At 44.9% G+C, this 15,654-nt stretch carries 11 protein-coding genes and 1 pseudogene; 11 read left to right on the top strand and 1 reads right to left on the bottom strand.

Annotation, left to right across the window (positions count from 1 at the left end):
* Positions 1 to 199: 199 nt before the first annotated feature.
* The 8 genes and pseudogenes from acnD to DXK30_RS00480 all read left to right on the top strand — a co-directional run bounded on the left by acnD (position 200) and on the right by DXK30_RS00480 (position 10,172).
* The gene (gene acnD, locus DXK30_RS00515) at positions 200 to 2,833 is read left to right on the top strand and encodes a Fe/S-dependent 2-methylisocitrate dehydratase AcnD (protein WP_201508035.1); all 2,634 of its coding nucleotides are present in this window, start codon (positions 200 to 202) and stop codon (positions 2,831 to 2,833) included.
* Positions 2,834 to 3,061: 228 nt separating this feature from the next.
* A pseudogene (locus tag DXK30_RS00510) lies at positions 3,062 to 3,322 on the top strand (type II toxin-antitoxin system Phd/YefM family antitoxin); the annotation flags it as partial.
* Positions 3,323 to 3,429: 107 nt separating this feature from the next.
* Entirely contained in the window at positions 3,430 to 3,690 is a 261-nt protein-coding gene (locus DXK30_RS00505) for a Txe/YoeB family addiction module toxin (RefSeq protein WP_037025847.1), read from the top strand.
* Positions 3,691 to 3,770: 80 nt separating this feature from the next.
* Positions 3,771 to 5,042 (top strand): 2-methylaconitate cis-trans isomerase PrpF, encoded by a 1,272-nt coding sequence (gene prpF, locus DXK30_RS00500; RefSeq protein ID WP_114699995.1) that lies wholly within the window; start codon positions 3,771 to 3,773, stop codon positions 5,040 to 5,042.
* Between the two features lie 73 nt (positions 5,043 to 5,115).
* Positions 5,116 to 5,880, top strand: coding sequence for a hypothetical protein (locus DXK30_RS00495; RefSeq protein WP_114699994.1), 765 nt, complete (start codon positions 5,116 to 5,118; stop codon positions 5,878 to 5,880).
* A gap of 32 nt (positions 5,881 to 5,912) precedes the next feature.
* Positions 5,913 to 7,766: an ABC transporter ATP-binding protein gene (locus DXK30_RS00490; protein ID WP_114699993.1), complete on the top strand. Its 1,854-nt coding sequence runs from the start codon at positions 5,913 to 5,915 to the stop codon at positions 7,764 to 7,766.
* A gap of 71 nt (positions 7,767 to 7,837) precedes the next feature.
* Positions 7,838 to 8,464: a GNAT family N-acetyltransferase gene (locus DXK30_RS00485; protein ID WP_057760177.1), complete on the top strand. Its 627-nt coding sequence runs from the start codon at positions 7,838 to 7,840 to the stop codon at positions 8,462 to 8,464.
* Positions 8,465 to 8,618: 154 nt separating this feature from the next.
* Entirely contained in the window at positions 8,619 to 10,172 is a 1,554-nt protein-coding gene (locus DXK30_RS00480) for a bifunctional 2-methylcitrate dehydratase/aconitate hydratase (protein ID WP_114699992.1), read from the top strand.
* A gap of 38 nt (positions 10,173 to 10,210) precedes the next feature.
* Here DXK30_RS00480 and DXK30_RS00475 read toward each other — a convergent pair whose 3' ends face one another.
* The gene (locus tag DXK30_RS00475) at positions 10,211 to 11,002 is read right to left on the bottom strand and encodes an SDR family oxidoreductase (protein WP_240314044.1); all 792 of its coding nucleotides are present in this window, start codon (positions 11,000 to 11,002) and stop codon (positions 10,211 to 10,213) included.
* 219 nt (positions 11,003 to 11,221) lie between these two features.
* Between DXK30_RS00475 and DXK30_RS00470 the strand changes: the two genes are divergently transcribed.
* The 3 genes from DXK30_RS00470 (at position 11,222) to DXK30_RS00460 (ending at position 15,653) form a co-directional block, all read left to right on the top strand.
* Positions 11,222 to 12,622 carry a DUF2868 domain-containing protein gene (locus DXK30_RS00470; RefSeq protein WP_114699991.1) on the top strand — a complete coding sequence of 467 codons (1,401 nt, stop codon included), beginning with the start codon at positions 11,222 to 11,224 and terminating at the stop codon, positions 12,620 to 12,622.
* A gap of 145 nt (positions 12,623 to 12,767) precedes the next feature.
* Positions 12,768 to 13,739 carry a sterol desaturase family protein gene (locus DXK30_RS00465; RefSeq protein ID WP_114699990.1) on the top strand — a complete coding sequence of 324 codons (972 nt, stop codon included), beginning with the start codon at positions 12,768 to 12,770 and terminating at the stop codon, positions 13,737 to 13,739.
* 240 nt (positions 13,740 to 13,979) lie between these two features.
* Positions 13,980 to 15,653: a DUF3482 domain-containing protein gene (locus DXK30_RS00460; RefSeq protein ID WP_114699989.1), complete on the top strand. Its 1,674-nt coding sequence runs from the start codon at positions 13,980 to 13,982 to the stop codon at positions 15,651 to 15,653.
* The last annotated feature ends 1 nt before the right edge of the window (position 15,654 follow it).

Here is a 15,654-nt window from a genome sequence, read left to right as displayed (position 1 = left end):
TCAGGTTTAATCGTCATACACTATCTTTTTTATAGACTATGCCCTTTTAATTTTCAATATCGCTTCTTTAGCAAAGCCTACAAAAGCAAACGATGATTTTGCTAAAGGAATGAATTTTTACCCGATATCAACGCTTAACTACTTATTATAATTAGCCAACAGCCAAAGGTGACTTATGGACAACGCCCTAGTACAACCAATGAACGAACAATTCAAAAAGCCACTTCCCGGTACTGACCTTTATTACTTTGACACCCGCGAGGCCGTCGAGAGTATCGAAGCTGGCGCTTATGACAAACTACCATTTTGCTCAAAAGTATTGTGTGAAAACCTAGTACGCCGTTGCCCACCAGAAGAGCTAACCGATGCGCTAAAACAGCATATCGAAGGCAAGCAAGATCTAGACTTTCCTTGGTACCCTGCCCGCGTGGTCTGTCATGATATCTTGGGTCAGACGGCCTTTGTTGATTTGGCAGGTTTGCGTGATGCTATCGCTGAGCAAGGCGGTGATCCGTCTAAAGTAAACCCTATCGTGCCAACTCAGCTTATCGTTGACCATTCATTGGCCGTTGAGCACGCAGGCTTCGAAGATGACGCGTTTGAGAAAAACCGCGCGATTGAAGAGCGCCGCAACGATGACCGTTTTCACTTCATCAACTGGTGTCAGTATGCCTTTGACAATGTAAACGTCGTACCGCCTGGTAATGGCATTATGCATCAGATTAACTTAGAGAAAATGTCACCTGTCGTACAGGTCGTGCACAACAAATCCGGTGAAGAAGTCGCGTTTGCCGATACGCTAGTTGGTACTGATAGCCATACGCCGATGGTCGATGCACTAGGTGTGATCTCAATCGGGGTTGGCGGTCTAGAAGCCGAAAGCGTCATGCTAGGTAACCCATCATATATGCGCCTACCTGATTATGTGGGTGTTAAATTAACAGGCAAATTGCAAAAAGGCATTACCGGTACGGATCTCGTACTGGCGATGACTGAGTTCTTACGCGACGCAGGTGTGGTCTCTACCTATATCGAATTCTTCGGTGACGGTGCACGCCAGCTAAGCGTCGGTGACCGCGCTTCTATCTCCAATATGACGCCTGAATATGGTGCCACTGCCGCGATGTTCTATATCGATGAGCAAACCACTGATTATCTACGTTTGACTGGTCGCTCTGAGGAACAGATTAAATTGGTTGAGCAGTATGCCAAGCAAACGGGCTTATGGGCTGACGGCATGGAAAAAGCCGAATACGCACGCGTCCTTGAGTTTGATTTGTCATCAGTCGTACGTAATATGGCAGGCCCATCGCGACCACATGCCCGTGTATCGACTACTGACTTGGTTGCCAAAGGTATTGCTCATGGCGCTGACGAAAAACTGCCTGAACCTAAAGACGGTCTCATGCCAGATGGCGCAGTGATTATCGCTGCTATCACCAGCTGTACCAATACTTCAAACCCACGCAACATGGTAGCCGCAGGCCTTGTCGCTCGTAACGCGAATGCTAAAGGTTTATTGCGTAAGCCTTGGGTTAAATCATCACTCGCACCCGGCTCAAAAACCGTCAAAATGTATTTAGAAGAAGCTGGTCTAATGCCAGAATTGCAAGAAATTGGCTTTGATGTAGTCGGTTTCGCTTGTACGACCTGTAACGGTATGAGCGGTGCGCTAGACCCTGATATCGAAAAAGAAATCATCGACAATGATTTATTTACCACAGCAGTACTCTCTGGCAACCGTAACTTCGACGGTCGTATCCATCCGTATGCCAAGCAAGCATTTTTGGCATCGCCGCCACTGGTTATTGCTTATGCCATCGCTGGTAACATCCGTTTTGATATCGAAAAAGACTCATTGGGCAAAGACCAAGACGGCAATGACGTGTATCTAAAAGACATCTGGTTTGATGATGAAGAAGTAGATGCTATTGTTGCCGCGGCTGTTAAGCCTGAGCAATTCAATGCCGTATATATCCCAATGTTTGATGAAGCCAAAAAAGACACAGGTAAGGCACTAAGCCCATTGTATGACTGGCGTGAAATGACGACCTATATTCGCCGTCCGCCGTATTGGGAAGGCAAAATGGCCAAGAAAAATAAACTGACAGGCCTACGTCCGCTTGCAGTTCTTGGTGATAACATCACAACCGACCATATGTCACCCTCAAATGCTATTCTTGGCTCATCAGCAGCTGGTGAGTACCTCGATACTATGGGCTTGCCTGCTGAGGACTACAACTCATACGCGACCCATCGCGGCGACCATTTAACCGCGCAACGTGCCACTTTTGCCAACCCTAAACTATTGAACGAAATGGTACGCGATGAAGATGGCGAAGTTGTCCAAGGCTCACTGGCGCGCGTCGAACCAGAAGGTCAAGTCATGCGCATGTGGGAGGCAATTGAGACCTATATGAACCGTGAGCAGCCGCTTATCATCATCGCAGGTGATGGCTATGGTCAAGGCTCAAGCCGTGACTGGGCTGCCAAAGGCGTGCGTCTCGCTGGCGTAGAAGCCGTCGTCGCTGAGGACTTTGAGCGTATTCATCGTCAAAACTTAGTTGGCATGGGAGCGCTACCTTTACAGTTCGAAGAAGGTACGACTCGCCATACGCTAAATATCGATGGTACGGAAACCTTTGATATCACAGGTGAAGTCTCTGCTGGCGGGTTGATGACTCTAGTAATCCATCGTGCCGATGGTAGTACCACTGAGACGCCGATTATCTGCCGCTTAGATACGGCTGATGAAGTGAAAATGTACAACGCAGGTGGTATGCTACAACGCTTTGCTAAAGAGTTTATCGAAGGGACTTTAGATATTGTCTAAGAGTCTCTTGTAGGTTTTAGCATGATAAATAGAAAAGTATAGAAGTCGCCGATGTTGTATAACCTTATATGACATCGGCTTTTATTTGCTTTTGCGTTCTATACACTGAGTTTTATTACTTACTCCTAAGTATTGGATAGTAGCTAAATATTGAGTTTACTTAATTAATGGCGTAATATGTACTATATATTGTACAAGTTATGCAGAATATCATGAAAGGAGTAAGCCATGAGGGTCGTTAGTTTTTCAGAAGCCAGAAAGCACCTAAAGTCCGTCCTAGATACGGTAAACGATGATGCCAACGCCACTATCGTGACCCGCCGTGATGCTGATGATGCCGTTGTGATGTCGCTTGATTATTACAATAGCCTGATGGAAACCGTTTATCTACTAAAATCTCCTGCTAATGCGGCGCACTTAGCGGACTCTATTGCCCAATATAAAGCTGGCAAGACTGTTACGCGTGAGCTAATTGATACGGTAGAAGATAGTGATAAAGGTGATGGTAGCAGCGATGACAATGAGCTTATGGATAGCGACATTGAAAATGCTTGAACTCAAAGACTGTAATCCATCCAAAGGCAAAGGTTCTAACAATGAGTGAACAACTAGCATGGACAGATGCTGCGTGGAAAGACTATCTATACTGGCAAACGCAAGACAAAAAAACACTCAAACGCATTAACAAACTCATCACCGAATGTAAGCGTAATCCGTTTGAAGGCATTGGCAAGCCTGAACCCCTAAAAGAAAACCTATCCGGATTTTGGTCAAGACGCATCGATGACGCCAATCGGTTGGTATATGCCGTCGATGATAACTACCTCACGATTATTTCTTGTCGCTATCATTATTAACGAGCGTTTTTAATCGTACATGTTTGCTTGCTGATGGCACCATACCTAATCTTATAACAATATAAAAAGGACTTAATACAGTGGCCCAAACCAATTCTAAATCAAAACCCTCTTTTGCCCCGCAAATATCCGTTCCTGCTACCTATATGCGCGGTGGTACCTCAAAAGGTACGTTCTTTAAACTATCTGATTTACCTGAGTGTTGCCAAGTCGCTGGCAAGTCACGTGATAACTTCCTATTACGGGTCATCGGCAGCCCAGATCCTTACGGCAAGCAAATCGATGGATTGGGTAATGGCAGCTCTAGTACCTCAAAGACGGTTATTTTATCAGCCTCTGACAGACCAGACCATGATGTAAATTACCTGTTCGGACAAGTCAATATTGCCAAGCCAATGATTGACTGGGCGGGTAACTGTGGCAACTTAACCGCGGCCGTTGGTGCCTGTGCCATTAATATGGGTCTAGTTGATGCTGACAAGATTGATAACAGCATCGATGAAGATGTAGATAGTGGTATTTGTGAAGTACGCATTTGGCAAGAAAATATCGGAAAAACCATCATTGCCCATGTGCCAGTCTATAAAGACGCAAATAACAAAGTACAGGTTCAAGAGACGGGCGATTTTGAATTAGACGGAGTGACTTTCCCAGCAGCTGAAGTCAAAATTGAGTTTATCGATCCTGTAGATGCCACTAGCGATATGTTCCCTACTGGTAACTTAGTCGATGACTTCGATGTGACAGACTGCGGTCTAAATGCTGATAGCGTCAAAGCCACCTTTATCAGCGCAGGTATCCCAACCATCTTTATGAAAGCTGAAGATTTAGGCTTTACGGGTACTGAATTACAAGGTGACATCAATAGCGATGGTGACATCAATAGCGATGGTGAGCTACTTGCCAAACTTGAGAAAATCCGTGCCACAGGCGGCGTTGCGATGGGATTATTCAAAGACGTGAGCGAGGCACAGACCAGCCAGCATATTCCTAAGGTCGCTTGGGTAGGTGCAGCACAGAGCTATACCGCCTCTAGTGGTAAGTCGGTCGATGCAGAAGAGATTGACTTAGTCGTACGTGCCATGAGTATGGGTCAATTGCATCACGCCATGATGGGTACAGCAGCAGTTGCTATCGCCGCTGCGGCAACCACACAAGGCACACTCGTCAATCAAGCAGCAGGCGCTGGCGAGCTGACAGAGGTACGTTTTGGCCATCCATCAGGTACATTACTCGTAGGTGGTAAGACTGAACTGGTCGATGGCCGCTGGCAGGCCAAAAAAGTGTCGATGAGCCGCTCAGCAAGGCGTATCATGGTTGGTGAAGTTTTTGTGCCAGCGGATGCATTTTAATTTTGATGATATTGTTCTCTGACATATTTTAAACCTCCAATAGCTAGATTAATAAAATAAAGGCTAAAATTATATGGTATTTAATGAAGTCATTGAACGAATGAATTTGTTTACACTTTCAGCAGTAAGAACGTCGGATTTAGCAATTTCAGCAAAAAAAATGATGAATTGGGATAAAGAAGCATGGTCTACCTCTCCTTGTTTGTCTACTGCAGCTAATAGACCAGACTTAGATGAAAAACTATTACCGTTGGTACATGATTTATCAAATGAGTTAAGTGTAACTATTTCTTTGATCTTTAGAGAACCTGAACCCTCTGATATTTCAGAACATGGCGGTGTAAAATTTGGTCATGAGAAAGAATTTACACCTATTGAACATATAGTAGGTACTCAAATAATTCTATACAACTTCTGCCTTCTTGAAGCTTATGAATTCGACTTGTATAAAAAATTATTAGATAAAAATAAGGAAAATTTTCTAGATGAGAAAGTTTCTTTAAAAGACATTCTTAATAGGGGTTCAGACAAGCTACTTGCGGGAATTCTTGAACGTGAGCAAAATAAGCATGAGAGAATGGGCGTAAGAAACAGAGTTAATAATTGGAATAAACTTGGTGTAGAACCTATACCCGAAGAATGGGTAAAAGCATATGAGGATATTTCAAATAGAAGGAATACACTGACTCATGAAGCTCATCCAGATGATGTAACTTTAATTGAAGCAATTATTTGTTTTCATCGCATGAGGCTAATAGCAAGAAAGATAGCAATACACTTCGAAGACGATACCATAACCCTTTGTCAAAGTCCTTTAGACGATTATCCTGAAATTTAGAAAAACTTGAAATAAAATTATAAAAATTACATATGCCGACATCTCCCCAACCCCGCCGCGTACAGTTGGACAAAAAGCCTCCCGTCGAAAAAAAAGAACGGCGGGCACTGCTGTGGGATATTCTAAAAAAACTGGCGGTATTTGCTAAACCTTACCGCGTACTTATCATTGCCACCTTAGTGCTGACCGCCCTAGGCTCCTTTACCGCTCAGGTTAATGCGTTTGTGCTGCGTTATACCGTTGATACGTTGACCGAAATTGCCACGCTTACCGAGCCATGGCAGGCAGGTCTGCGAATGCTAGGGATTATTAGCGCTGTCCTCCTGACCAAAGAGATCCTGTCGATATTTATCTCTTTTGGTCAGCGTTTTTTTGGTGAAAAGATTCGTATCAACTTATCTCGTGATCTGTCTCAAAAAATCATTGAACGCATCCTTACTTACCGGATGGCGTTCTATACCAGCAGTGAGAATGACAGTGGCAAACTGCAAACCCGTATCGATTACGGTGTCAGCAGCTTAACCAGCCTCGTGCAAAACTTCTTTATCGACATGCTACCGCTATTTGCCAATGCAATTGTGGCACTTATTATCATGTTTTCGACCAATTTTTGGGTTGGCATGGTCGGTCTTATTATCATACCCATTTACTTTTTTATCAGTCAAAAGCAAGCACGCCGTCTGCAAGGTTTTCGTCGGCAGATGCGCGGGTTTCGAGAAGCCAAAAGCGGTTTGGTGATCTCTTTGATTAATTCAATCAGCGTGGTGAAATCCTTTGTCCGTGAATCTATCGAGGCTGAAAAGCACTTAGCCATTCAAAAGGAAATGACGGACAATCAACTGCGCATTCGTAGTATTGGCTTTATTTATGATGCCATCAAAACCTTTATCGAGCAGATTGGGGTGGTGGTTATCATCCTTCTCACCGCTTATTTTGTGCTACAAGGTGAGATGACCATTGGTATGATTTTGTTTCATGTCATGCTATTTCAAAATGTCGCCGCCCCTATCCGTCAATTGCACCGCATCTACGACCAGATCAATAATGCATTGACCTATGCCGAAGGGTTTTTTGATATTTTAGAAGATGACAAACAAGTCGAAAACATCGATGGCATCAGTAGCGAAAACCTAAAGGGTCATATCGAGCTTAAAAACGTTGATTTTACCTATCCTAATGGTACACAAGCGCTAAAGAATGTCAGCTTTACTATCAAGCCCAACCGTATCACTGCGTTGGTTGGCCTTTCTGGCGCTGGCAAGAGCACCATCATCAATCTACTGGTCAAGTTCTATGCGCCAGACGCTGGCACTATTTGTCTAGACGGGCATGATTTGGCCGACTGTGATACCCACGAGTTGCGTCAGCGTATCGGCCTAGTCCTACAGAGCAATCATATTTTTTCGGGTACGATCAGTGAAAACATCCGCTATGGGGATATGAATGCTAGCGAAGATGACATCATCGTGGCTGCAAAAAAAGCCTCTATCCACGAGCAGATCATAGGGTTAGCTGATGGCTATGAGAGCACTGCTAAGTCCTTATCAGGTGGTCAGCAGCAGCGGATTGCGCTGGCAAGGATGTTTTTAAAAGACCCGCCTATTGTGTTTTTGGACGAGCCGACAGCCAGTCTAGATGCTATCGCCAGTCAGCAGGTCAAAAAAAGCCTAGATCTGATCAAAAAAGACCGTACCGTCATTATGGTCTCGCACAATATCGCCCAAATTATCGATGCCGACGATCTCGTGGTGATAGAAAATGGCGAAGTGGTTGAGACAGGTACACATGAGGTACTTTATGCCCAACGCGGCAAATACTTTGAAATCTTTAGCGCCATGTCTGATAGCTTAAATTTAGACAAAATCAGCCAGACCCTAAACGGTTAGGAATGGTTAATGCTTGCCTAAATCGTTATAATGCCAATCTTTTACTGCCTATTGCCAGAAGCTAGCCCATTATGACTTGTGAATTTTCTTTAAAAACCTTTGACGAGCTGACCTCAGTTGATCTTTATCATATTTTAAAGGCGCGCTCGCAAGTGTTTGTCGTCGAACAAAACTGTGCCTATCAAGATATGGATGAAGTGGATTTTGATTGCTTGCACCTAATCGCTCATCAAAACGCAGCATTGGTGGGCTATTGCCGTATCATTCCACCTGAGTTTAATAAGCTAAAATCCAACTTATCAGTAGCTGATCCTGCGATTAAGACCAACCACACCGCGATGCCAGCCATCGGTAGAGTGCTTGTACTATCAGAGCATAGAGGTGATGGGCTAGCACGGCAGATGATGAATCAGGCTATTGCACAGTGCCGCAAAAAGTACGGTAAAAAGCGCCCGATTATCATCTCGGCACAGGTTTACTTACTTAGTTTTTATGAGTCGTTAGGTTTTGTACCTGAAGGAGAGCATTATCTCGAGGACAATATCGAGCATGTGAAAATGGTGCTATACGTTGCTAAGAAAAACAAAATCAAAAAAGAGAGCACGGACACTGCGTCAACCACAACCAAAGTGTTAAGTTTCCTGCTGTTTATCATGGCCGCTTTGTTTGTTTTAGGTCTGTTGTACTTAATGATTTAGACCGCTTGTAAGGTCTTAATTCTTAACATAATTCAAATTGGTTGTTCCATATTGAGTATGCTACTTTTAAATAACGATTCCTTTAAAAGGACGGCTGAGCCAATCAGCTCAGTCTCAGTCAAGGAAGTAGCACACTCAGGATGAGGAACCAACCATGTCAAATAATCACTTAGATAACTCTTCAAATACAGCCAATTCAAATAAAAATGATGCGACGGTAGAGAGCAACGTCCGTCCAGAATACGACGATGAAATTCAAAAAATTGCCGATTACGTTCTTAATTATTCAATAGACGAGCAGTCTCCAAACCCTACTGATGCGTGGAATACCGCGCGCCACTGTCTAATGGACACGCTTGGCTGTGGCTTACTTGCGCTGCGCTTCCCTGAGTGCAACAAGCACTTAGGGCCTGACTGCCCCGATCAAATAACGCCGCATGGCGCTCGTGTCCCTGGCACCTCCTATAGGCTAGACCCCATCAAAGCTGCTTTTGACATTGGCTGTATGGTGCGCTGGCTTGACTATAACGATACGTGGCTTGCTGCTGAATGGGGCCATCCTTCTGATAATCTGGGTGGTATCTTGGCAGTCGCCGACTATATTAGTCAAAAAAATATCAGCCAAGGGAAAACCCCGCTTACGATGAAAACCGTGCTTGAAGCCATGATCATGGCGCATGAGATTCAAGGTGTACTGGCACTAGAAAACTCATTCAACCGTGTGGGGCTCGATCATGTTTTTTTGGTCAAGTTAGCATCAACAGCCGTCGTCGCAAAACTTTATCAGCTACCACGTGAGCGCATCATGGCAGCGATCTCACAAGCCATCGTCGATGGTCAGGCACTACGCACCTATCGTCATGCACCCAATGCTGGCAGCCGAAAATCATGGGCGGCAGGCGATGCAACCAGTCGTGCGGTACGTCTGGTCGATATAACGGCACGTGGTGAAATGGGTATCCCTGGCGCATTAACTGCACCGCAGTGGGGATTCTATGATGTGCTATTTAGCCATACCAATAAGGATCTAGTGACCAAGCCTGAAGGCGAACGTCGCTTTAAATTCCAGCGTGATTTTGGTAGTTATGTGATGGAAAATATCTTATTTAAAATAAGCTTTCCTGCTGAGTTTCATGCTCAGACCGCCTGTGAAGCGGCGGTTATTCTGCACCCACATATCAAAGACAGAATTGACGATATCGACAAAATCGTCCTGACCACCCATGACTCAGCGATTCGCATCATCTCAAAAGAAGGCGCGCTTGCCAATCCAGCAGATAGAGATCATTGCTTACAGTATATGGTCGCTGTGCCGTTGTTGACAGGTGATCTGATGGCAGAGAACTACGAGGATGACTATCACGAACAGCATTTGTCAATCGATGAGCTACGTAGCAAGATGGTCGTAGAGGAAAACGCGCAGTATTCAAAAGACTATCATGACCCCAGTAAACGCTCTATCGCTAATGCCATTCAAGTATTTTTTAACGATGGCAGCAGTACAGAAAAAGTGGCTGTTGAATACCCTATTGGCCACAAACGCCGCCGAGCTGAGGGCATCCCTGTACTGGAAGCAAAGTTCCGCGCCAGTCTGGCCACTCGTTTTATCGAAAGTCGTTGTCAGCAGATCGTTGAGCTATGCGACGATCAAGAAAGACTAGAACAGACGCCTGTTAATGAGTTTATGTCGCTGTTTGAAGCGTATTAGATTTATGGCTCACTAGTACGCTAGCGTCAGTTTAACGGCTACCAAGGTATTGACTCTCCAGACCAATCGACAAAACTGCCTGATTGAGCTGCAGTCATACCTGAGAGCACTTCTAGTAAGCATTCCGCGCTATACGCTGGCGAGAACAGATGCCCTTCAGCGACGTTGCCTTGAAACGGCGCGGACAGTTGGGTATTCACGGTGCCTGGTTGCATGACCACCACGCACACATCTTTAAGTGATCTGCTCCATTCGATACTCAGGTTTTTCATTCCCATATTGAGAGCGGCCTTGCTCATTCTATAGCTATACCAGCCGCCTAGCTGATTGTCAGTGATACTACCGACGCGGGCTGATACGGTCGAAAAAATAGCAGGATGGTTGTCGCTGCGATTAGCCTTGGCGAGCAACGGTTTGATGTGTTTGGCTATCAGCAAACTGGCTAGCGCATTGATTTGCATGTTTTGCAAAAAGAACTCTGATTCCATCTGTCGCAAGGCCTTTTCTGGCTGCGCGGTCTCTGTATGTAATAGTCCCACGCAATTAATTACCCAATCCACATGACCGACTGTCTGCTTAATGGTATCGGCAGCTTTTTTGATGCTGTCCTCATCACTGACATTCATCGGTAGCCAGTGCAGGTTTTCTGCTTCAATATTCGGCTCATTGCGATGATAAGTGGCAAAGACTTGTGTACGATGGCTTTGATTAGATTGACTGTCCGTTTGATTAGCCACCGCTCCTTGTATTAGCTGCTGCACCATGGCTTGACCAATACCGCCTGTTCCGCCGATGATAAGATAGATTTTATTATTCATTTCGTTATTCATATGGCACCTTCCTTTTTTTGATATGTCTTTTTTATACGCTTTTTGACACGATTGGGTTTCATTTATTCATTTTGGCTGACTTTATGAGGGTTTACTATGATAAAAATAATACAAGTCATCCTCATTCTATATACGCTACAATAATCTATAACGATTAGAACGCGCATTTTTTGCTTCCTATTTCTTATATTGACGCTTTCATACGGATATTATCGCATTATGCTATCACCCCAAGATCAACTGACCGAGCTGGTACGTGCTTTAGAGACCGATCAGCACGTCTTTGCCACTGACCCGTTATTAATCACGGAAAAGCTTCAGGGCGAGAATGGCACGCCTATTCAAAAGCTACATCGACGGGCGTCACGTATAGACAGCAACGGGGCGCTTGCACGTGTACTAGGCAAGATTGACGGCCGTATAAAAGGCATTATGATCGTTATGAGCGTGGTGTGGTGTATCTCAGGGTTTTTAGGGTTATTTACGTTATTGCAGTCTAATGTTGTGAACTTCTTTTATGTGTTGGTCTGTCTACTTGGTTTTCATACCATTATGCTTGGTGGCTGGCTTGCCATGACCCTTGTCAATCGAGATCAGCAATCGCCCAGTTGGTTTGCGAGCTTTGTCAGTCCAAGTTATCTCATACGTGGTAAGGACGATGTGACCAAGGCAGCCGTAGATCTTTATGAGCGGCAGTTGCAGCACAGCGGTATGCGCTGGTATTTGGGGCGGTTTAGTCATCAGCTGTGGCTGGCGACATTGACCGGTATGCTGCTTGCGATTATATTCTTGTTGGTTGTACGTCAGTATAGCTTTAGCTGGGAGTCAACCCTACTCTCCGATCAGGCGCTTGTGAGCTTGACTCAGGTATTAGGCTGGCTACCGAGTATGGTGGGATTTGGTGTACCAGACAGTACAGCGATCGCACAGAGCAGGCTTGTGACAGAAGCCATGCCGCTATCTGTTGCACGGCAGTGGGCAGGATTACTGGTTGGTAGCTTGCTGATGTACGGCATTGTACCGCGAGCGATAGCATGGGCGTTCTGTGCAATGATGTTCCGCCGCAAAAAAATGCGTTTGGATATCAAACAACCCTATTATCAAAAAATCCTAAATTTTTGGCAGCGGCACGTGGTGGATGCTGATGACTTTACTGAGGCACCAGCCCCTATCGCTCCAAAAGCGACGGTCAGTGTGGGCAAGAAGTTAGTTGCGCTGCTTGAATACCCTGCAAATCAGGACAAATGGTGGCAGTCAGGGCTTGATGGCAGCAACCATGATTTTGAACAATCAAGCGAAGTTGAGGATTTTGGTATCGTCGATGACCGTGATGATATGACACGGCTTAAAAACTACTTAGATGCGCATCCGGTGCAAGTTTTAATTGGCATTCATAGCAATGCACTGCCCGACCGCGGTACGCTACGCAAACTCGATCAACTCGCTGCTCACGCAAAAGATGGTCTTATTGTACAACTGCTTAGCGATACCAACTCTGCTGCTGACTTAACTGACGCACGTACCGATGATGAGCCGTCAGACAAACAAGCCGTTCGCTATCAACAGTGGCAAACAGCGCTCTCTGCACGAAAAATTGGCTTGGTTGATATAGATACTTAATACATTCTAATTTTTAATCTATTACTCATATCTTAACTTATCATTATGACTAGCATGATATACAATAAATAAATATTATAGGTCTTAATAGCTGTAACGTCATATCAAGATGACAAGGATGTTTTATAGTGGCTAGGAGCCCAAGATGGCAGCAGACAATTCTCTCATGACCTTAGGTCAGTATGGTCAACTATTGGATGGATACCGAGAGGCATTAAACCAAAGTATCTTAACGGCTGCGCCAGAGTCGTGGCAGCCAATGCTAGCGAGCATTTTGCCTGCGTATTGGCAAGAGTGGCTGCTACCGCTGGCTGGAGGTCCATTTTTCTTGTTATTTTTGGCAGAATGGCTCTATCAGTCCAAGCGCGGCAATAGTAAAAGCTTTAGCTGGCGCCGTGCGATGACCAATTTTAGCTTGGGTGGCTCTTATTTAGGGTTTGAATTGATTGTTCAAGCGATTATCGTCATACCTATCTGCTTATGGTTATATCAATATCGCTTATTTACTATTGAGGTGACATGGCTTACCGCCATACCTATATTCGTCGCAGTTGAGTTTAGCTATTATTGGTTCCATCGCGCGTCACACCGTATGAATTGGTTTTGGTCAGCGCATGTCGTGCACCATTCAGATGACCATATGAATCTGTCCACCGCCATGCGTCAAAGCGTGCTGTACTCTGTAACGGGTTGGTGGTTGTTTTTTGTCCCGCTGATGATGTTGGGCGTACATCCTGTCTGGGTATTCTTCTTTTATGCGTTAGATTTGATTTATCAATTCTTTATCCATACCGAAACCGTGGGAAAATTCCCCAAATGGGTGGAGTATGTTTTTGATACCCCATCCAATCACCGTGCCCATCATGGCACCAATAACGAATACATTGATCAAAATTACGGTGGTGTTCTTATTATTTTTGATCGCTGGTTTGGTACTTATGTAGAAGAAAATACCGTCAACAACCCAGTTAAATACGGTGCCGTTGGTGAAACCAGTCACGACAATATCATTAGCCTGATATTTGGCGTCTTTTACCGTATGTGGCAGCGGTTTTTTCGTGCCAAGGGCATCAAGAAAAAGCTAAAGGTACTGCTGCGTCCACCTAGTGCTGTCTAATATAGTCAATTCTCTATAAATTGGATACGGTGTCAGTCTCGCTTAGCCTACTATTTGTAGTACTTTCACTCGTCTTTCTTGTAGCCAAAGTATATTGAACCGACTAGAGCATGATTATAAATGCGTAGATTACGATTTATGATATGGACAATACGCATTCATAACCGATACCCAATCAGATTTGTTTTACAATAAATGGCTACTGTGTGTTTTTGCCATCAATAAATATAAGACGTTACTATGAATAATGACAATAAAAATAATCATGAGAATGATAAGCCTGCAGGTCTCTTTGCAGACAAGGCTTATGAGCCAACCCCTGATGTCTCAAGCACTCCTTCAGACAACACTTTAAAACCTACAGTAGCTCAGTCAATAGCTACTCAGGATAATCAACCTGTATCAACCGAAGCATCAGCAACGACAGCACCAGTGTCAAAGATGACAAGGAAAACCATTGCCAGTGGTGAACCGCTCAAATTGGCGGTCGTTGGTCATACCAATACAGGTAAAACCTCTATACTGCGCACGTTATTGCGAGACGTATATTTTGGTGAAGTCAAAAACGAAGCTGCAACCACACGTCACGTTGAGCAAGCACAGCTGACAGACAGTCGAACTGGTGAAGTGCTAGTGGCATTATACGATACGCCTGGTCTGGAAGATGCTTCAGGGCTTATGGACTGGCTAGAGGACAACACTGCTAGTCGCCGTGATGGTATTGAACGCTTACAGCAGTTTTTGGCGGCGGATATTGCTCAAGCTTCAGACAGCTACGAGTTGCCCTATGATTATAGCCAAGAAGCCAAAGTGATTCGTCAGCTACTGACAAGTGATATGGCCATCTACGTGGTAGATGCTCGTGAGCCTGTATTGGGTAAATATAAAGATGAGCTAGCGATTTTGTCTTGGGCTGCGATTCCTGTCATGCCTGTTTTTAATTTTACCGACAGTCAGAATGCCAATATCGACGACTGGCAAACGATGCTGGCAAGACGCAATCTGCATATCTCAACGCGTTTCGATTCGGTCGCGTTTGAGTTTGAAGATGAAATGCGCCTATGGAAAAACCTAGCCACCATGCTCACCCACTCTGAGATGCTTGAGCAGCTGATGCAACGACGGACTGAGGATTGGGCGCAGCTGTATGACGAGGCCAATATTATCATCGCTGATTTTTTATTGAATGTTGCTGCCTTTGTACGCGAGATCAATGAAGATGACGACCCACTTCCTGTCTTAGAACAAATGCAAGAAGCGGTCAGGCAAAGTGAGCGTGCGATGCAGCATAACTTACTTAACCTTTATAAGTTTTATGACAATGCCGTCGCAGCAACACCGCTTGAACTACAAGCCTATCAACAAGATCCTTTTGACCCTGAACTACTCAAAAGCTACGGCATTCGTACCACTTCTGGGGCAGCAGCTGGTGCGCTTCTAGGACTAGGTATCGATGCAGCAGCCCTAGGTACGACTCTGGGATTGGGTGCCGCTATAGGTGGTATTGCAGGCGGGCTGCTATCGAATACCAGCAGTATTGCCGATAGGATTACTGGGGTAAAACGCTTGTATATTGATCCTGCAACGTTAACATTGCTAGCCACGCGAGCATTAGACTTGCTTACAGCCTTACGTCATCGTGGTCATGCTGCCACGGATGCCACTCAGTTATTATATAAGGGCGAAAACAGCAGTCTTGGAACGTCGTTAACTGACGACGGTGACCATGCAGATGAAGACAATAATCCAATTACTGTATGGCCAGCACATAAATTACCAAGCGAACTCAAAAAAGCGCGTGGTAAACCACAATGGTCATCGCTTAGTAGCGGTAAGTCCGAACAAGCTCAGTTATTACGCACAGACATGGCATGGTCTTTTTCAGGTAAGTTACAGTCGTATAAACGTGACTAGC

This window comes from Psychrobacter proteolyticus (genome assembly GCF_003350005.1).
In the GTDB taxonomy this organism is placed as follows: Bacteria; Pseudomonadota; Gammaproteobacteria; order Pseudomonadales; family Moraxellaceae; genus Psychrobacter; species Psychrobacter proteolyticus.
Note: the sequence above shows the minus strand (reverse complement) of the source record. Positions and strands in the feature narration are given on the sequence as shown.